Here is an 18,742-nt window from a genome sequence, read left to right on the forward strand (position 1 = left end):
GTTACTGATCGGGTCCGAAGAGCAAACGCGGCTTGAGTTCGACCTGGCTGCTGTCATTACCCAGCCAGATCACCCCGTCCTGAATGGTGCATTGCAGGCGCATGTTGCGTGCCGCTAGCCCGGCCAGGGCCTGGGACTCGTCGGGCGCCAGAGCATAGACCCGCAGATTCTTCTGCCCGGCCAGCTTGCTGGCCGAAGCCTGCCACCAGAGATCCAGCGTCCGCGCGCCATAAGCCAGCACGACCGTTTCCCCGGAACGACTGCAGGCGCGGCGGATATTGCGTTCATCAGGCAGCCCGACGTCGATCCAGCGTTCGATGAACCCGGTCAGGTCGGTATCGGCCAGATCCGCCTCATCTTCACTGCTCGACAACCCCCGGCCAAATGCCAGCGTTTCAGAGGCAAACATGGCGAAGGCCAGCAGGCGGATCATCATCCGCTGATCGGTTTCCGAAGGATGCCGGGCAATAGTCAGCGAATAATCACCAAAATGAGAGCGATCAAGATCGGCAAGCTGAAGTTCTGCCTTGAAGATGGTCGATTTGAGCGCCATGACTGCCCCGAAAAAAGCAGCGATTATCCCATGCCGGAGAGCGCATTCCGTGCGCCGGGCTGCAGGCCATCTATAATCGGTTCATTAAATACTGGAATAAAATCCATGCCACGACTGATTCTTGCCTCCTTTCTGGCCTTTGCCACTACATTTGCCCAGGCCGAAGTGATCGACATCGACAATGCGGAGCTCGACAAACTGGTCAAGCGCGGCGTTCCGGTCATTGACATCCGCACGCTGCCGGAATGGGAAGAAACCGGCATCATCAGCGGCAGCCGGCTGATCACCTTCTTCGACGAACGCGGCCGCTCCGATCCGGCAGCCTGGCTGGAGAAAATCAAGCCGGTCGCCAAACCCAATGAGCCGGTGATCGTCATCTGCCGCTCGGGCAACCGGACCAAGCCGGTCAGCCAGTTTCTTTCGCAGCAAGCCGGTTACACCCAAGTGTACAACGTCAAAAACGGCATCAAGGGCTGGAGCAAGGAAAACGGCCCGCTGACCCCGGCCACCCAGAGCATTGCTGCCTGCCGCGCTGCCAAATCTTGTTGATTCAAGCCGTCGACCGCAAACGTTGCGCCAGTTGCGAACGCTGGCAGGGGCCGCGCCAACCCGGCGCGACCAACGCCAGCGTACTGATCGAATCGGAAACGGTAACCGGCCTGTGCCACGGCGGAGGCTGGGATGGCGATGAACGCCGGGCGCGTTCGGCGTGTGGTCACTGGCAACGCTGGCTAAAACTTCAAAACAGCCCGGAAATACCCGAAAATCCGTGATTTTTTGACACTGGACGGTGCGCCGTCAGCGTGAATCCGTTAACCTGCAAGCCTTAGAAAAATAGTGCTTTTGGAGAACACCATGCCGGTGATTGAAGTCCGCCATCCCCTCGTCAAACATAAAGTCGGCCTGATGCGTGCGGCCGACATGAGTACCAAGAAATTCCGCGAACTGACGGCTGAGCTGGCCCGCCTGCTGACTTACGAAGCTTGCCGGGATTTTGAACTCGAACGCTGCACGATCGACGGCTGGGCCGGCCCGGTTGAAATCGACCAGATCAAGGGCAAGAAAGTAACCGTCGTACCTATCCTGCGCGCCGGTCTCGGCATGCTGGACGGCGTACTCGACCTGATTCCGAGCGCCAAAGTCAGCGTCGTCGGCATCGCCCGCAACGAAGAAACGCTGATGCCCGAGCCGTACTTCGAGCGCTTCGTCGGCCAGCTCGACGAGCGCATGGCCTTGATCATCGACCCGATGCTGGCGACCGGCGGTTCGCTGATCGCCACCATCGACATGCTCAAGCGCAACGGCTGCAAGCACGTCCGCGCCCTGGTACTGGTCGCCGCGCCGGAAGGCATTGCCGCGCTGCAGGCAGCTCATCCCGAAGTGGAAATCTACACTGCTGCGGTCGACAGCCATTTGAACGAACATGGCTACATCATTCCCGGTCTCGGCGATGCCGGCGACAAGATTTTTGGAACCAAGTAAGCCATGAGCACCACCCACGAACCCACCTGGCGGACAGCTCTTTCCGGCGCACAAATCCTGTTCGTCGCTTTCGGCGCAACCGTCCTCGTCCCGCTACTGACCGGTCTCAACCCCAGCCTGGCCCTGCTTGGTGCCGGCGTTGGCACGCTGATTTTCCAGATCTGCACCAAACGCCAGGTGCCGATCTATCTCGGCTCAAGTTTCGCTTTCATCGCCCCGGTTGCCTACTCGGTGCAAACCTGGGGCATGCCGGCCACGCTCGGCGCGCTCGCCTCGGCCAGTTTTTTCTATTACGTTGCAGCCGGGCTGGTCAAATGGCGCGGCGTCAATTTCATTCATCGCCTGCTGCCACCGGTCGTGATCGGCCCGGTCGTCATGGTGATCGGCCTCGGCTTGGCCCAGGTAGCGGTCAATATGGCAACCGGCAAGGCCGGCGACCAGCAGGTCGTCCCCTATGGCACGGCACTGTCGATTGCGGCCATTTCGCTGGCCGCAACGATGCTGACCGCCATCCGCGCCCGTGGCTTGCTCAAGCTGGTGCCGATCCTGATCGGCGTTGCCGTCGGCTACACCGTCTCGCTTTTTGCCGGAATTGTCGATTTCAGCAAGGTCGAACAAGCCGCATGGATCGCCATGCCGCAATTCGGCTCACCGGAGTTCAATCTGGCGGCCATTCTGTTCATGATTCCGGTCGCCATCGCCCCGATCGTCGAGCACGTCGGCGGCGTCCTGGCGATCGGTTCGGTGACCGGCAAGGATTTCACCGAATCGCCCGGCCTGCATCGCACGCTGCTCGGCGACGGACTGGCCGTCAATATCGTCGGCCTGTTCGGCGGCCCGCCGGTTACCACCTACGGCGAAGTGACAGGGGCCGTCATGCTGACCGGGAACTTTAATCCGGTGGTCATGACCTGGGCTGCCTGCTTCGCAATCATGATGGCCTTTGTCGGCAAATTTGGGGCCCTGCTCCAGACCATCCCGATGCCGGTCATGGGCGGCATCATGATGCTGCTCTTCGGCTCGATTGCCGGCATCGGCCTGAAGACCATCATGGATGCACGCGTCGATCTCTCCAGCCCGCGCAATTTGTGCATCGTTTCCGTCACGCTGGTCACCGGCATTGGCGGTCTCGGCCTGAGTATCGGCAGTTTCTCGCTGCAAGGCATCAGCCTGTGCGGCGTCCTTGCGGTGGCATTGAATCTGATTCTGCCTGCCAGCCAGTCGTCGCCGGAAGCTCGCTAAGCCTCCTCCGGGTGGGCTGTCCAGCCCACCCGCTGTCCGCATCGGACAAGATATTCCTCTTGTGCCACACCGCCCTCATCCGGGTGTATGCTATTTATTAGCATTATCTGGTTTTGCACAGATGCGTACCAAAAAACAAAAACCGCTCAAAAATAGGGGAAAAAAATGCTGAGCAATCTCTCGCTACGCAGCCGTCTCATCCTGATCGTCATTGCTGCCGTGATCGGCATGGGGCTGATCGCCGTGCTGGGCGCAAACAGCGCTCGCCAGGCGCTACAGGAAGGACATCGCGAACAGGTTCGAACCGGCGTTCAGGGCATCCACAACATCGTCAGTTTTTTCCACGCTCAGGAAGTGGCCGGAAAAATGACCCGGGAAGAAGCACAAAAACTGGCCGCTTCGGCCATCCGTGAAGCACGCTACGGCGGCGCCGATGGCAAGACTGAATACTATTATGCATGGACCCTCGAAGGGGTTGGCGTCGCTCACGTCAAACGTGAATTCGAAGGTCAGAACATGATGGAAAAATTGAAGGATGCCCAAGGGCGCCTGACGCTTCGTGAAATCATGAACTCCGTTCAATCGAGCAATGAAGGGTTTGTCGAGACCACTTTCATGCGACCTGGCGGGACAACACAGTTCCCGAAACTGCTCTTCGTCATGAAATTCAGCCCATGGAACTGGGTTATCGGCACCGGCATCTATCTTGATTCGGAAGAACAGTTATTCCGCGACCGTCTGATTTCAGAGCTATCGATAGCGTTGATCCCGATTCTGGTCATTGGCCTGCTCAGCCTTGTCGTTTCACGCAGCGTCCTCGGCCAGATCGGTGGCGAGCCGGCCAAGGCAGCCGAAGTCATGAAAAAAATTGCCGACGGCGACCTGACTACCTCGGTCGGCAATGCCCCTCGAGGCAGCTTGCTGTTCATGCTTGGCACCATGACCGCTTCCCTGCGCGAGATTCTTGATCAGGTCAGGCGCGATGCACGCAATGTAGTAACCAACTCCGAACAAATCAGCCAGGCCTCACGCGAAGTGGCCATGGCTGCGCACCAACAGGCCGATGCAACGTCTTCAATGGCAGCAGCCATCGAGCAATTGACGGTCAGTTCGAACCATATTTCCGATAACGCGACCGATACCGAGCAGCTTTCCCACACGGCAGTCCAACTGGCCAACCAGGGAACCGAACGGGTCAACCAGGCCACCCAGGCAATCCAGCAAATTGCCCGGACCGTCTCGGGTGCCTCTGAAAACATCAAGGTACTGCACGACCGCGCCAACCAGATTTCAAGCATCGCCTCGGTCATCAAGGATATTGCCGGACAAACCAATCTGCTGGCACTCAACGCCGCGATCGAGGCGGCCCGGGCCGGCGAACAAGGCCGTGGTTTTGCGGTGGTGGCCGATGAAGTGCGCAAACTGGCTGAGCGGACATCAAGCGCAACAACTGAAATCGAGCAAATGATTGCCGGAATTCAGCATGAAACCGAAGGTGCTGTCCGCACCATGGATGCCGCCCTGCCAGAAGTCGAGCGGGGCGCAGAACTGGCCGCTTCGGCTGCTGACTCGCTGACCAGCATCGAAAGCGGAGCACACCAGACACTTGACCGGATCCGTGAAGTCGCAGGCTCGACGCGCGAACAGAGTGCGACCTCGACATCGATTGCCCAACGCGTCGAGGAAATTGCCAACATGGTTGAGCAAACCAGCCACAGCATGTCCGGCATGAGCCAGTCGGCCAGCAGTCTTGAAGCGGTTGCCGTGAATCTCGAACAGATCGTCGGACGTTTCCGCACCTGATCGGTTCAAACCGGCTTCGCCTCGGCGGAGTCCGGTAAAATTGGCGGTTTTCGGCTTTCTGGCTGCGGTCGACCGCAGTGATTGCTGTAACCCTCACCGGAAACCGCCATGTCCTCCCTGCCACTTGTCAGCGCCATAGAAAAAGCCTTCTCGGCCCGCCAGACTCTCATCGAATCACTGCACGGCGAAAAAACCAACGCCTACCGGCTTTTCAACGGCAGCACCGAAAATCACCCCGGTCTCACGGTCGACCGCTACGGTGAGCTGCTTTTGATCCAGACCTTTCACGCACCGCTCGAAGCCGATGAGCGGATCGCCATCGAAAATTATTACGCGAGCGCCCTGCCCGGCCTGATCACAGTTTACAACGACCGCAGCCAGAGCAATTCGCGCATTGCCAACCCGCTGCAAGGCCAGGAGCAGGCAGAGGCCGAAAAGCAGCGGCAATTCAGTGAGCTGGGTTTGAATTACCTGGTCCAAGGCCGCCACAGCGGGCAGGACCCCTGGCTTTTCCTCGACATGCGCGCCGGTCGTCGGCGCATTCTTCAGGAAGCCGCCGGCAAGAGCGTTCTCAACCTGTTTGCCTATACCTGCGGAATCGGCGTTGCGGCAGCCAAGGCGGGTGCAACGCACGTGGTCAACGTCGATTTTGCCGAATCAAATCTCAACGTCGGCAAGGAAAACGCCCGGCTGAACGATTTGCCGATACGCATGCGCTTCGTCCAGAGCGATGCCTTTGCTGCCATGCGCCAATTCGCCGGCATCGGCCAGGCCAGCATGGTGCGCGGCAAACGCATGCCGGCTTTTCCAAAACTGGAAGCCAAGCGCTTTGATCTCGTTTTTCTCGATCCGCCACGCTACGCCAAAAGCGCTTTTGGCGTGGTCGACATCGTCAATGACTACGCGGCCTTGATGAAGCTGGCGCTGGCGTGCACCCACGAGGGCGGAACCTTGATCTGCTGCAACAATGCAGCCCAATTGTCGCGTGAAATATGGGGCGACCAGTTACTGCGTTGCGCCAAGAAAGCAGGTCGAACGGTACGGGAAATCGAATGGATCCAGCCAGAGTCTGACTTTCCGAGCCACGATGGTCAGCCGCCACTGAAAATCGCCTTATTGCGAGTGTGAAAAGAATAAAACACATCAGTAAAAAATGTAGTTGTTTTGACATTTTCACCCTAAAATCTGACAAAGGTTCGATGCTCTACGCATCGTCCATGCCGCACAGAGGATTCGCCGACTTTAACCGCCAGCCTTCCCGGACGCATGCCCAAACGCAGAACGCCCTTGTCAGATTTACATGTTCGAAGCGTGCTTCTTGTCGCCTTGCTGCAACTTCCAATGCAGGCGAGTAGCGCCGATTCGGATGAGGATATTTTCTTCTCCGAACTGCCAATTGTCGCTTTGGCCAGCCGCCTGACACAACGCCTGCAAGACGCCCCAAGCTCGATGACCATTCTCGACCGGGAAATCATCAAGGCATCCGGGGCTCGCGACCTGAATGACCTGCTCAGGCTGGTCCCCGGCTTTCAAACCTTTCCCAACAACACAGAACCAACCCGGGTGAGCTATCACGGCCTGACCGACGAGGATTTCTCGCCTCGCGTCCAGGTGCTGATCGATGATCGATCGCAGTATTCGCCGCTATTCCGCAGCGGCGTCAATTGGAACGTCCTACCCATCGCCATCGAAGACATCGAACGCATCGAGATCGTACGCGGCACAAACTCTGTCGCCTATGGCAACAATGCCTTTCTCGGAGTCATCAACATCATCACGGTCGACCCGGCATTGGCACACGGTTTTTCCGTATCAAGCAATATCGGCAACCAGGGCGTACGCGACTACACGCTGCGCAACGGCGGAAAAATTGGCGAAAACGGCGACTTCCGTTTTACCTATCAACAAAAAGACGATAGCGGGTTACGTGACAGAAGCAGTTGGCACGACGATTTTCAATCCCGCCTGTTTGATTTGCGAGCCGATTTTCAGCTCTCGACAAGCGATGTGCTTCAATTCAACCTGGGCAGCATCTCAGCCACCATGCCCCAAGGCAAAATTGGCAGCCAGGGCGAACCTTTGCATGATTTCAAGCAATCCAGCACTTTCCTGCAACTTGCCTGGAAACACATTCTGTCTGCCGATGCCGATTTGAATCTGCGCTACGCCTGGTCACGAGACGCGGCAAGCGATCGCTTTCTGGCTGCCACAGGCGACACACCCGCACCGACTGACTACCTGTATTGGGATGGCAGCTTTTACGGTAGCTCGATACGCCAGGAAATCGAGCTGCAACACAGCTTTCATCCGACAGAACATACTCGCCTTGCCTGGGGAGGCGGTTACCGACGCGACGAAGTTCAGTCAGAGGCCAATTTCTACGGTAACCCACGCCTTGGCCGGAGCATTACCCGTACTTTCGCCAACCTTGAATGGAAACCCGCTCAATGGTTTACAGGCAATCTTGGCGGCTCGATCGATCATGACTCACTGGCCGGAAGCAGTTTTTCTCCCCGTCTCAGCGGTAGCGTCCATCTCAACCCGGAAAATACCATCCGCCTCGGTTACGCCAGAGCCACACGCACCGGCAGCCTGGTGGACTACAAGGGAGATCGTCGGCTGAATGCCTTCGCCCAGCGTGACGGAACAATCGTCCCCGCCAGCACGATGCTCTATGACCGCAAGTTTTATGGCAATCCGGACATGCCATCCGAAAAGCTCGAAAGCCTGGAGATCGGCTATCTCGGCGACTGGCGTACCTCTCGCATGAGTCTCGATATCCGTGCTTTTATCGAAAAAATCCCGAACCGCCTGCTCAGCGTCGAGCGAACAGTAAGGCAAGCCGATCTCTGCGAAATGGCAAGTTGCGGCTCGATCACGGCCGACTTCACCACCCCGGTGCAGCGCGTGCAAACCGAAGGCATCGAATATCAATGGCGCTGGCAACCCTTTGAAACCACCCGCGTGATGCTTGGCCAGGCCCTGACCAGGATCAAATCGGAGTTTCTCGATAGCCTGGTCAACGACTCAAGCATATCGATCAATGGCAATCTGGTGCGCTGGTCGGCACTAACCAACCATTCGGCGCCACGCCTGGGATCTTCGTTGCTGCTGATGCAGAAACTGCCTTACAACATGCAGTTTTCAACAGCTGCCTACAAGCAGGGAAAAATGAAATGGACGCAGCACAGCGAATCCGATGGCTACACGCGAATCGATGCTCGCTTGAGTCATCCGCTTCAGGTTGGCAAACTGCAGGGCGAACTTGCCTACACTGCTCAGTCGCTTAACGGAGCTCACGGGGAATTCAGGGCGGAAGGAAAAGCGGACGACCGCATCGTCGAACGGCGCAACTGGATCAGCTTGCGTCTTGACTACTGAGGGTTCGGGAAAAAACGGGTGGTGCCCATGGGCAGGATCGAACTGCCGACCTCTCCCTTACCAAGGGAGTGCTCTACCACTGAGCCACATGGGCACAACTCAAGACAGCCGAATCAGAAGGTTGTGACCTGAAACAGTGGCTTTTGGCTCCCCGACCTGGGCTCGAACCAGGGACCTACGGATTAACAGTCCGGCGCTCTACCGACTGAGCTATCGAGGAACTACGCTGTGATCAATAACGATCACCAACAGGGCGCGAATTATATACAAGAGTTTCGAAAACGCCTAGTACTCTGCGTTTCGAGAGACAAATAAATTTTCGCCCCACTGATTTTTCAGGCTTTTTCAGCATCGGCCGCAGCCGCTGCAGCGGCCAGTGCCGCCAGCTGGGTCTGTCGTTCGGCCCGCAAATCCGGTGTTTCCAGACTGATCCGTCCCAGTGCGCCGCTGCGATAGTCGATCAGCAAGATAGCTGCCGCTTTTTCGAAATCGTATTCGCCGCCCCGCCCCTTGAGCAGGCAGCCACGCTTTTTGGCAACGGCCTCGATGACCGAAACAGCATCCATGTTCTCGGTGGAAAACCCGTAGCGTGCCGTCAGCATGGCCGGGTACTGTTCAAGCAGGAAGCCGGCGAGGAAGGTCGCAACTTCTTCATCGATGTAGGCATTGACACCGACCGCATGGCTGGCGGCGAGCATCAGGCCATCGATCGGATGGGCGATCTTCGGCCACAGCATGCCTGGCGTATCGTAGATGGTCAGGCGCGAGCTGATGTCGATCCGCTGCTGGCTCTTGGTCACGGCCGGCTGATCGCCGACGGCGGCTACCCGCTTTTTGACCAGCGCATTCATCAGCGTCGATTTACCAACGTTGGGAATCCCCATGATCATCAGGCGCAGCGGCTTGACCGCATCACAGCGATGCGGCGCCAGCTTCTGGGCCAGCCCCGGCACCCGGGCAACGTCGCTGGCTTTCTTGCAGGAAATAGCGACGGCCTTGACGCCGGGCTGTTGCTCGAAATATTCCATCCAGGCCTTGGTCGCTACCGGATCGGCCAGATCGGCCTTGTTCAGCAACTTGAGACAGGGACGCTGCCGGAAAGCGCGCAGTTCGTGGATCATCGGATTGCTGCTGGCCTGCGGCAGGCGTGCATCGAGCACTTCAACCACGACGTCGGCCATGGCCAGCGTTTCACCGGCCTTCTTGCGGGCCGAGGTCATGTGCCCCGGGAACCATTGAATCGACATTACTTGCTTTCCTTTCAGCCGCCCGTGACCGGCGGGAAAAAGGCGATTTCATCGCCACTCTTCACCGCCGCATCAAGCCCGGCCATATCCTGATTGATAGCGCAGCGAAGATTTTTCGCTACCGCCAATGATTCCCTGCCCTGCGCCACCAGCCAGTCGCGCAAGGCACCGACCGTGTGGACCCCGGCCGGGAGTTCGATTGTTTCGCTGCCGCGCCCGAGGGCTTCCTTGAGGCCGGCAAAATAGAGGATCGTGACGCTCATGACAGCAACTCCGCAAAAGGCACGAACTCGACCAGATCGCCCCGGGCAATGGTTTTCCCCGGCGGATTGATCACCAGGCCATCGCCCCAGCACAGCGAGGTTACCACCCCTGAGCCTTGGTTGACGTAGAGTTCGATGCCGCCGTCGGCATTGATCCGGGCGCGCAGGAATTCCTTGCGCGCATCCGGACGCAGCCATTCGAAATCGGCGCGTTGCGCAAAGCTGCGCGGCATCAGCAGCCCCGCACCCTGCAAGCGAAGAATGAAGGGGCGGACCATCACCATGAAGGTCACCATCGCTGAAACCGGATTGCCCGGCAAACCGATGAACCAGGCTTTTCCGGCCGCATCTGGACGACGTACTTCGCCAAAGGCCAACGGCTTGCCCGGCTTGATGGCAATTTTCCACATATCGAGCCGACCTTCTGCCTCGACCGCCGGCTTGACATGGTCCTCTTCACCGACAGAAACACCGCCGCTGGTAATGATCAGATCGTTGTCGGTCGCCGCCTTGCGCAATGCTTCGCGGGTGGCGTCGAGTTTGTCCGGCACCGTACCCAGATCGCGCACTTCGCAGCCCATGCCTTCAAGCAGCGTGACCAGCGCATAACGATTCGAGTTGTAGATCGCCCCCGGCGGCAATGGTTCGCCGGGTTGCACCAGTTCATCGCCGGTAAAGAAAACACCGACGCGAACCCGACGATACACCGGCAACTCGGGCAGACCGGCGGAAGCAGCCAGGGCAATGTGCTGCGGCTGCAATTTGATGCCGACCGGCAGGATTTCGGCGCCAACCGAAATGTCCTCACCGGCCCGTCGAATGTTTTCACCCGAACGCGGCAGATGGTTGATGACCACCCCGCCCTCGCCGTGCTCGCAAAGCTCCTGCATGACCACCGCATCGGTGCCCGCCGGCACGGGGGCGCCGGTGAAGATACGGGCTGCGGTGCCCGGTTGCAGTGCCGTGCCGACAGTGCCTGCAGGAATGCGCTGACTGACCGGCAGGCAGATGCCTTTGGCGGAAATATCGGCCAGACGCACGGCATAGCCATCCATCGCCGAGTTATCGAGCGGCGGGACTGCCACGGTCGACCGTTGTGCGAGGGCCAAAATGCGCCCAGCAGCAGCCGTCAGCGGCAGCGAGCGGATTTCTTCGACAGGCTGGGCAGCGGCCAGCAATTTTTCCAGGGCTTGTTCAAAACTCAGCATGGGCGTTCCTGCAATTCGAGAGTAGTCATCACAAAATCGGCGATCGCACCGACATCATTGAGCGGCAAGATCGGCAAGTGCGTCGCCAGTTCGGCATCGGTCGCAATCGCCACAATGTCGCTGCGTTCGCTGAACAAGGGCGGCTTGCCATTTTCAGGCCGGTAGACTTCGAGCTTGGGCACCGGTTCCTGCTTGAAGCCTTCGATCAGCACCAGATCGCAAGGTGCCAACCGGGCCAGCAATTCATTGAGCGTCACTTCACCTTCATCGCGCCGTTCGTGCATCAAGGCCCAGCGATCGTGGCAGGAGAGCAGCACTTCCGCCGCGCCGGCTTCACGGTGACGGTAGGAATCCTTGCCCGGACGGTCGATATCGAAACCATGGTGGGCGTGCTTGATGACGGACACTTTCAACCCGCGTGCCGTCAGGACAGGAATCAGTTTTTCGAGCAGGGTTGTCTTGCCGGAACCGGAATAGCCGGCGATCCCAAAAACCTTCATTGATGCCTCTGTTTCATACGGCGAACACCGGGGCAAAGCCACCACCCGGCGTACGGAAATTGGTTGTTTGCCCCTGGTAAAGCCGGGCAGCCATCAGTTGAACCTGGCCGGCGTAGGCGTAACAACGCAGGTCAAGCTTCATGACTTGCGCTGCATCGGCCACTGCCACGGTCAACTCGGAAGGTGGAACGATTTCCTGGGCGATGTAACCGCCCTGCAGGATTTCTTCGAAAACACGCTTGGTCAATTTGTCGCCGCGATACGTCGCACGACTGCCAAAACCGGCCGCCGGCTTGAAGAACCAGTTTTTACGACCGGCCCAGAAAGCCTCGCCCTCACCCGGATCAACCGCCACAGTGCGCGGAATGCCGGCCAGCAGGAGGCGCTGCGTCGCCTCGGGAACCCCCATGTCGGACAACGCAGCCGGGTCGGAAAGCAGCATCAGGTTGCGCTTGTCGGCATACAGTGCATGGGCCTGCGGATACGGCGTCACAACGACGCCATCAGCCTCGAAAACAGCCTTCAAATCGGCGTTGACCGCAGCATCGAGCGAAAAATCGGTCAGCCGGTTGTACACCAGATCGACCACCGCACCGCGATGCAGCAAACGATCGCCATCGCGTTGCAGCTCAGCCGGATCAGCGACGACGGCAGCAATGCCGTGCGCTTCGAACAACTGGCGGAAAAGCTCGAACTCCGGTGCCAGATATTGCCCGGCCGGATTTTCATCGATGATGGCAATGCGCTTGAGCGGCAGCTCGCCGCGCATCAGCCGCCACTCTTCCCTGAACATGGCCACGAATGCCTGACGCAGGCACTGCGCGTCATCATGCCGGCCATGGGCTGCCAGCAGGCAGACATTGAGCAGTGCACCGCCGGCATTGGTGTTGATTTCGATCAGTTTCGGGCCGTCGACCGCGAGATGAAAGTCGTAGCCGTAAAAAACACCGCGCGCCGCCACATCCTTCCGGGCACCAAGCGGCGCCCAGCCAAGCACACGCTGGCGATAAGCCGGCATGGCAACGACCGATTCGATGGCGGCAATCAGGCCGGCCATGGCCTCGGCCTGCCCGGACGAAACGGTCAGCTCGGCCGCTGAAAACAAGCTGGGGTGCGATAGCTGGAGCGCATTGCCGTCCAGGTTGCCGGCCGCCAGCAACTCGGCATTCAGGGCTGGTCGATCAAACATTGCCGTTACGCCGGGCAAAAAAATCAAGCACGTCCTTCAACTCCTTGGTCCGCTTCATCGGTGGCAGACTTTGCCATACACGCCGCCCGTAAGGCTTTGACAGAAGTCGGGGATCGCAGATCATCAGCACGCCGGTATCGCTTTCGTCGCGAATCAATCGGCCAGCGCCCTGCTTGACGTTGATCACGGCGCGCGGCAACTGGTATTCGATGAAGGCATTGCGGCCCTGCTGCTTCATCTGCTCGATGCGCGCCGAAAGCACCGGATCATCGGGCGGCGCAAAGGGAATTTTGTCGATCACAACGAGCGACAAGGCTTCCCCGCGCACATCGACGCCTTCCCAGAAACTCTGGCTGCCAACCAGGATGGCGTTGCCGAGATGGCGGAAGCGTTGTAGCAGATCGTTCTTGCTGCCCTCACCCTGGATCAGCAAAGGCATGTCGATGCCTTCGTCCTCAAGCCGGGCCTTGAGCAATTCGTGCGTCCGACGCATGGCGCGCAAGCTGGTGCACAGGAAGAAGGCGCCGCCACCGGCCGCAACCACGGCCGGAAACGCCGCGTCGACCACGGCATCGGTGTAACCGAAGGAATTCGGCTCCGGCATGCCGAGCGGCGCATAGAGCATGGCCTGCTTTTCGTAATCGAAGGGACTCTGCCAGCAGGCCGACTCCGGATCGCCCAGCCCCAACTCGGCGCAGTAATGATGAAACTTGCCCTGCACGGCAAGCGTTGCCGAGGTAAAGATCCAGGCCCGCGGATGGCCGCCCATCTGCTTGCGGAAAATATTGGCGACACTGAGCGGCGTCGAGTTCAGTTGCAGCGCATGCGTAAAAGCTTCTGCCCAGCGCACGTAACCGTCATCGACTTCCTTTTGCCAGTGGCCGATCGCCTGAGTCAGCTCAAGCGCCCGCTGCCAGCACTTCTCCAAGCCCTCTGCGCGCTCGGCCTGGGTTTCGAGCAAGGCGGCGAAGTTGCTGACTTCCTCTTCAAGCAGCTTGAGGGCCGGGGCAAATTCGGGCTTTTCGAGCAGTTGACCGTAGGAAAAGCGTCCGGCATCGAGGCCGACCGCCAGACGCAAATCCTTGGCCGCTTTTTCCATTTTTTTGCTGGCTTCCGGCAAGGCCAGGAAGTCACGTGCATGGGTCATTGCCTCGGATCGCGCATCGCGCGCCAGATCGAGGATTTGCGCGGTCGACACGGTATCGCCGAAGAATAGCGTGGCGACTTCCGGCAACTGGTGGGCTTCGTCGAAAATCACCGTATTGCAGGCCGGCAGCAGTTCGGCCATGCCTTCGTCGCGCAGCATCACATCGGCAAAGAACAGGTGATGATTGACCACCACCAGATCAGCCGCCATCGCCTCGCGGCGCGCCTGCATGACGAAACACTCCTTGTAGTTCGGGCAATCCTGGCCGAGACAGTTTTCGCGCGTCGAGGTCATGTGCGCCCAGACCGGCGAGCTTTCCGAAACTTCCAGACATTCGGCCTTGTCGCCGCTCTGCGTGACCTTGGCAAAAATCGAGATGCGCCGCGCATCGGCCGCATCTTCGCGGGTCAGGAAACGACCGTCGGCCTGGGCGTGTTCAAGGTGGTAATGGCAAACATAATTGGCCCGCCCCTTGAGCAGGGCAATCTTGACCGGCGCCTTGAGGATGTCGCGGACCATCGGCAGGTCCTTGTTGAACAACTGATCCTGCAGCGTCTTGGTCCCGGTCGAGACAATCACCTTGCCGCCCGATTTGAGCGCCGGAACGAGATAGGCAAATGTCTTGCCCGTGCCGGTCCCCGCCTCGGCGATGAACACCGAACAGCTATTGATCGCAGCCGCGATGCGCTCGGCCATCTCGACTTGCTGATCGCGCACGCGATAGCCGCCGATGGCACGGGCCAGCAGCCCGTCTGGGGCGAATATTTCCTGGAGGGACGACAAAGGGGAATGAACCGGAATAAACCTGAAAAAACGGGGCGAATCTTAACAGAAACAGGGAGATATTCCGGCCCTGACTGATGCCGGAAAACAGAAAAACCACAGGCAAAAATGCAGTTCGAGGCTGAAAATACAACTTCACCGCCTGTTGATTTCCGGGCGACAATCGCTGTCTTGTCATTGATACCTGACTGGTAATGCTCCCCATGCCCCAACTTTATTTCAACCCGCGCTGCTCGAAATGCCGCCAGGCACTCGCCCTGCTCCAGGCGCACGGGATCGAGCCGCAACTGATCACTTATCTTGAACAAGCGCCAGGCATCGAGCAGTTGACTGCCTTGCTCGCCCAACTGGGCCTGAGCGATGCCCGCGCTCTGATGCGCAAGGGGGAAACCGAGTACAGCGCACTGGATCTCGACAATCCGGCGCATACGCAAGCAGCGTTGATTGCCACGCTGGCGAAAAATCCGAACCTGATCGAACGACCGATTTTTGTGCAGGCCGGCAAAGCCGTCATTGCCCGCCCACCGGAGAAAATTCTGGCGTTCATCCAGCCCCCGAACAATCCAGCTTGACGCCTTCCAAGCCCGGCCACTACACTGAAGCGATGCACTCCTTCCCGAAATCCGCCCTGCTGACCGCCCGCTGCGCGCTACTGCGCCGCTGGTTTGCGCGCCATGGTTTCGAGGCCACCGGAGTTGTCATGTAGCAGTTTCAGCATTACCCATCCGAAAGCCGCGAAACCCTCAGGTCCGCGGCTTTTTTTATTGCTTTTTTCAAGGAGAACACCATGCACGCCCTACATCCAATCGACCGAATGATTCGTCGCAATCCAGCCTTTTGCTGGCCAAAAGCCACGACCGGCACGCCAGGCAACCCACCTCCTCCGATTGATTGACGAAAGAACGTCCATGCCCATTCCGATAGCTTATTTCACAATTGTTGCCATCTGGTCTACCACCCCGCTCGCCATTCAATGGAGTGCGCTCGGTACCGGCTTTGCCTTTGCCGTCATGGCCCGCATGCTGATCGGCGCCACCCTTGCCCTTGTCCTGATCGTTGTCTGGCGCATTGGTTTTCCACTCCACCGCAAGGCACGCCAGAGCTACCTGGTCGGCGGGCTCGGCATGTTCGGCGCCATGCTGAGCACCTACTGGGGCGCCCAATACATTCATTCCGGGCTGGTGTCCGTGCTGTTCGGACTGACGCCGCTGGCGACCAGCGTACTCGCCGTGTTCTGGCTGGGCGAACGTGCACTGCGCCCGGCCAAGCTCATCGGCATGGCTCTCGGCATCCTCGGTCTGGCGCTTATTTTTGCCACCGGCCATGAAGTCTCGGGACACCAGGCCGTACTCGGCATTGCCGCCCTGTTGCTTGCCGTCTTCCTCTATTCAGCCAGCCTGGTTGGCGTCAAGCGGATCGGCGATCACAGCCCACCGCTGGCCACGACGGCCGGCACGCTGCTTGTCGCATTGCCGCTGTTCATCCTGGCCTGGTGGCTGGTTGATGGCCAGATACCGACCGACATTGCACCCCGCGCCGGCGCGGCAATCATTTATCTCGGGATTTTTGGCTCGGTACTCGGCTTTGCACTGTACTACTACGTGATCAAGCACATGGATGCCGGCAAGGTATCGCTGATTACGCTAATCACCCCAGTTATCGCCCTGATTCTCGGCAATGTGCTGAACGGCGAGATGATCGAAGCTCGCGTCTGGCTGGGCGCCGGCCTGATCACGCTCGGCCTCGGCCTGCACCAATGGCCGATGCTCGCCTCGGCCTTTCTCAGGCGCTGAGGACTCGCTGAATTCAGGCTGATTGTCGCGGTCGACCGCAGCAATCAGCCTGAAACAGGCTTATCCCAGCGCGGCATCGATCAAGCGCCGCGAAATGCTGATTCGGTCCGGCAGGATAGGCAGTGCATCTGCAGTAAACCATGCAGCCGCTTCGATTTCAGCCGGATCGGGCACCAGTTCGCCGCCGGCGTAATCGGCAAAGAAGGCGATCATCAGCGAATTGGGAAACGGCCACGGCTGGCTATCGAAATAGCGCAGGTTGGCGATTTCGATGCCGACTTCCTCGCGCACTTCGCGCCGGGCGCATTCTTCCAGCGTTTCACCGGGCTCGACAAAGCCGGCCAGTGCGCTGAACACGCCGGGTTTGAAATGCGGGCTGCGGGCCAGCAGCAGTTTTTCACCATCGCGCACCAACACCATGATGGCCGGCGACAGACGGGGATAAGCCAGCAGGCCACAGGCCGGGCATTGCATGGCATGTTCGCCAGCCTTGAGTTCGGTCGGTGTGCCACATTTGCCACAGAACCGGTGATTGTTCTGCCAATCGAGCAACTGTGTCGCCCGCCCGGCCAGCGCGAAAATTTCCGGTCCAGCCAGCTGAAAAACGGCTCGCAAATGCGTCGCCGTGCTGCCCTCGATTTCCGGGTGTTGAGCAACGTCGACCGCGAAACAGGGCAAACCGTGCAACTGGCCCACTTCCAGCGCATTGGACAGATGACCAAAATCAGCGGCCGTTGCCGATGGAAATATCGCGTCCTCGCCCTGGCCCGAAACCATCAGCAGGCGGTGCTCGCAGCGCAAAATCCAGTAAGCCGGTTGATTCATGAACTCTCCCAAAGATGGTGGGCCGACAACGCTCGCCCGGCCTTACTCGTGACGCCCATGCATGACGATACGCGAGACAAACCAGATGGCCAGCAAATTGGCCGCGACGGCGACGTAGCCAACCAGTGGATAACCGACGATCTTGCCGCTGCCATCCAGCGAGATGAGAAAACCGGCCAGCGTCGTCGCCAGGCCCATAGCCAGGGATTGCACCGTGCCGTTAAGCGACATGAAGGTGCCGCGCAGCTTGGGCTGGGCCGATGAGGCGATGATCGCCATGGCCGGAATCATGCGTCCCGAGGTCAGCACGAAAAAGCTGGTCGAGCAGATCAGCCAGGCCCACAACGGCCAGACACCGGCGTGCGTCAGGACCAGCAGCGGCAGCGTGGCGAGCAGCGCGACCCGACGATAAACCTCGACCTTGCCGTATTTGTCGGCCCAATGGCCGATCAGGCGGGCACTGATGAAGGTGGCGAAACCGCCGAACAGATAGACGATAGGCACATCATGCTGATCGATGCCGACGTTATTCACCGCATAGACGGTAATGTAGGGGATCACCGTAAAGCCGGAAAAAATGATCAGCGCAGAAAAGAGCAAGGCGCGCAGATGGTTGGCATCGCCCAGCACGCTGAAGGTGGCCGAGAGCAGATGGGCGCGCTTTTCCTCGCTCAGGTGATGGCGCAGTTCCGGCAGGAAACGCAGGCCGACGATCAGGAAAAATACGCTGAACGCAGCAATCAGCACGAAGGGCGCACGCCAGCCGAGATGATTGGCCAGCCACAAGGACAAAGGTACGCCGGCAATCGTCGAGATCGAAAAGGCGCTGGAAACAATGCCGCTCGCCCTCGCCCGCCGGGAAAACGGGATCGCGTCACCGATCATGGTGTGGATCAATGCGCCCATGATGCCGCCGAACACGCCCGCCAGGCCGCGCGCCAGCATCAGGCTCGAATAGCCCGGCGCCAGGCCGCAGGCCAGCGTGGCCAGCGCAAACAGGGCGAAACTGATCAGCAACAGGCGCTTGCGCTCGAAGAGATCGACGAAGGTGGCGGCGAGAATGCCCGAGACGGCGGCACTGAAACTGTAGGACGCAACCAGCAAACCAAACTCATGCGTACCGATGCCGAAAGCCGCCATCAGGATCGGCCCAAGCGGCATCATGATCATGAAATCGAGCACATGACTGAACTGGATGCCAGCCAGGGTCAGCAGGAAGAAACGTTCGGAACGGGGAGAAAGCGCAGTAGACATGAATAAGGTGGAGCTGACGCGGGCAACAAGGATACGCGGCTTGGCCGGAAATCAGTCAGCTATCTCACCCGC

At 59.1% G+C, this 18,742-nt stretch carries 19 protein-coding genes and 2 tRNA genes; 10 read left to right on the forward strand and 11 right to left on the reverse strand.

Annotation, left to right across the window (positions count from 1 at the left end):
- Position 1: 1 nt before the first annotated feature.
- Positions 2–553, reverse strand: a complete 552-nt coding sequence (locus tag GBK02_RS11585) for a YaeQ family protein (RefSeq protein ID WP_203466821.1) — start codon at positions 551–553, stop codon at positions 2–4.
- 105 nt (positions 554–658) lie between these two features.
- Between GBK02_RS11585 and GBK02_RS11590 the strand changes: the two genes are divergently transcribed.
- From GBK02_RS11590 to GBK02_RS11620, 7 genes are all read left to right on the forward strand, one after another.
- Positions 659–1,102, forward strand: a complete 444-nt coding sequence (locus tag GBK02_RS11590; RefSeq protein ID WP_203466822.1) for a rhodanese-like domain-containing protein — start codon at positions 659–661, stop codon at positions 1,100–1,102.
- Positions 1,096–1,326, forward strand: coding sequence for a hypothetical protein (locus GBK02_RS11595; protein WP_203466823.1), 231 nt, complete (start codon positions 1,096–1,098; stop codon positions 1,324–1,326). The genes GBK02_RS11590 and GBK02_RS11595 overlap by 7 nt, the downstream gene beginning before the upstream one ends.
- Before the next feature lie 82 nt (positions 1,327–1,408).
- On the forward strand, positions 1,409–2,035 hold the full coding sequence (upp, locus tag GBK02_RS11600) for a uracil phosphoribosyltransferase (protein ID WP_203466824.1): 627 nt from the start codon (positions 1,409–1,411) through the stop codon (positions 2,033–2,035).
- A gap of 3 nt (positions 2,036–2,038) precedes the next feature.
- Positions 2,039–3,277, forward strand: coding sequence for a uracil-xanthine permease family protein (locus tag GBK02_RS11605; RefSeq protein WP_203466825.1), 1,239 nt, complete (start codon positions 2,039–2,041; stop codon positions 3,275–3,277).
- A 165-nt stretch (positions 3,278–3,442) separates the two neighbouring features.
- A complete protein-coding gene (locus GBK02_RS11610; RefSeq protein WP_203466826.1) occupies positions 3,443–5,080 on the forward strand; it encodes a methyl-accepting chemotaxis protein in 1,638 nt (545 codons plus the stop codon).
- A gap of 108 nt (positions 5,081–5,188) precedes the next feature.
- Positions 5,189–6,208 carry a class I SAM-dependent rRNA methyltransferase gene (locus tag GBK02_RS11615; RefSeq protein WP_203466827.1) on the forward strand — a complete coding sequence of 340 codons (1,020 nt, stop codon included), beginning with the start codon at positions 5,189–5,191 and terminating at the stop codon, positions 6,206–6,208.
- Between the two features lie 159 nt (positions 6,209–6,367).
- Positions 6,368–8,461 (forward strand): TonB-dependent siderophore receptor, encoded by a 2,094-nt coding sequence (locus tag GBK02_RS11620; protein ID WP_239002993.1) that lies wholly within the window; start codon positions 6,368–6,370, stop codon positions 8,459–8,461.
- A 19-nt stretch (positions 8,462–8,480) separates the two neighbouring features.
- Here GBK02_RS11620 and GBK02_RS11625 read toward each other — a convergent pair.
- From GBK02_RS11625 to GBK02_RS11660, 8 genes are all read right to left on the reverse strand, one after another.
- Positions 8,481–8,555, reverse strand: a tRNA-Thr gene (locus tag GBK02_RS11625).
- A gap of 50 nt (positions 8,556–8,605) precedes the next feature.
- Positions 8,606–8,681, reverse strand: a tRNA-Asn gene (locus GBK02_RS11630).
- Between the two features lie 115 nt (positions 8,682–8,796).
- Positions 8,797–9,708, reverse strand: a complete 912-nt coding sequence (ylqF, locus tag GBK02_RS11635) for a ribosome biogenesis GTPase YlqF (RefSeq protein WP_203466829.1) — start codon at positions 9,706–9,708, stop codon at positions 8,797–8,799.
- 14 nt (positions 9,709–9,722) lie between these two features.
- Entirely contained in the window at positions 9,723–9,971 is a 249-nt protein-coding gene (moaD, locus tag GBK02_RS11640) for a molybdopterin converting factor subunit 1 (RefSeq protein ID WP_203466830.1), read from the reverse strand.
- Positions 9,968–11,179: a gephyrin-like molybdotransferase Glp gene (gene glp, locus GBK02_RS11645; protein ID WP_203466831.1), complete on the reverse strand. Its 1,212-nt coding sequence runs from the start codon at positions 11,177–11,179 to the stop codon at positions 9,968–9,970. The genes moaD and glp overlap by 4 nt, the downstream gene beginning before the upstream one ends.
- Positions 11,173–11,679, reverse strand: coding sequence for a molybdopterin-guanine dinucleotide biosynthesis protein B (mobB, locus tag GBK02_RS11650; protein ID WP_203466832.1), 507 nt, complete (start codon positions 11,677–11,679; stop codon positions 11,173–11,175). The genes glp and mobB overlap by 7 nt, the downstream gene beginning before the upstream one ends.
- 13 nt (positions 11,680–11,692) lie before the next feature.
- Complete coding sequence (locus GBK02_RS11655; protein WP_239002995.1) at positions 11,693–12,868, reverse strand: hypothetical protein; 1,176 nt, start codon at positions 12,866–12,868, stop codon at positions 11,693–11,695.
- On the reverse strand, positions 12,861–14,798 hold the full coding sequence (locus GBK02_RS11660; RefSeq protein ID WP_239002997.1) for an ATP-dependent DNA helicase: 1,938 nt from the start codon (positions 14,796–14,798) through the stop codon (positions 12,861–12,863). Before GBK02_RS11660 ends, GBK02_RS11655 begins: the two co-directional genes overlap by 8 nt.
- 203 nt (positions 14,799–15,001) lie before the next feature.
- Here GBK02_RS11660 and arsC point away from each other — a divergent pair, with 203 nt between their 5' ends.
- The 3 genes from arsC (at position 15,002) to GBK02_RS11675 (ending at position 16,591) form a co-directional block, all read left to right on the forward strand.
- Positions 15,002–15,370, forward strand: a complete 369-nt coding sequence (arsC, locus tag GBK02_RS11665; RefSeq protein ID WP_203466833.1) for an arsenate reductase (glutaredoxin) — start codon at positions 15,002–15,004, stop codon at positions 15,368–15,370.
- Positions 15,367–15,504, forward strand: coding sequence for a hypothetical protein (locus GBK02_RS11670; RefSeq protein WP_203466834.1), 138 nt, complete (start codon positions 15,367–15,369; stop codon positions 15,502–15,504). The genes arsC and GBK02_RS11670 overlap by 4 nt, the downstream gene beginning before the upstream one ends.
- 202 nt (positions 15,505–15,706) lie before the next feature.
- Positions 15,707–16,591, forward strand: coding sequence for a DMT family transporter (locus GBK02_RS11675; protein ID WP_203466835.1), 885 nt, complete (start codon positions 15,707–15,709; stop codon positions 16,589–16,591).
- Between the two features lie 60 nt (positions 16,592–16,651).
- Here GBK02_RS11675 and nudC read toward each other — a convergent pair whose 3' ends face one another.
- Both nudC and GBK02_RS11685 read right to left on the reverse strand, forming a co-directional pair.
- Positions 16,652–17,416, reverse strand: a complete 765-nt coding sequence (gene nudC / locus GBK02_RS11680; RefSeq protein ID WP_203466836.1) for an NAD(+) diphosphatase — start codon at positions 17,414–17,416, stop codon at positions 16,652–16,654.
- A gap of 42 nt (positions 17,417–17,458) precedes the next feature.
- Positions 17,459–18,670: an MFS transporter gene (locus tag GBK02_RS11685; protein ID WP_203466837.1), complete on the reverse strand. Its 1,212-nt coding sequence runs from the start codon at positions 18,668–18,670 to the stop codon at positions 17,459–17,461.
- Positions 18,671–18,742 lie beyond the last annotated feature (72 nt).

It is taken from the genome of Dechloromonas sp. TW-R-39-2, assembly GCF_016864195.1.
Classification (GTDB): Bacteria; Pseudomonadota; Gammaproteobacteria; order Burkholderiales; family Rhodocyclaceae; genus Azonexus.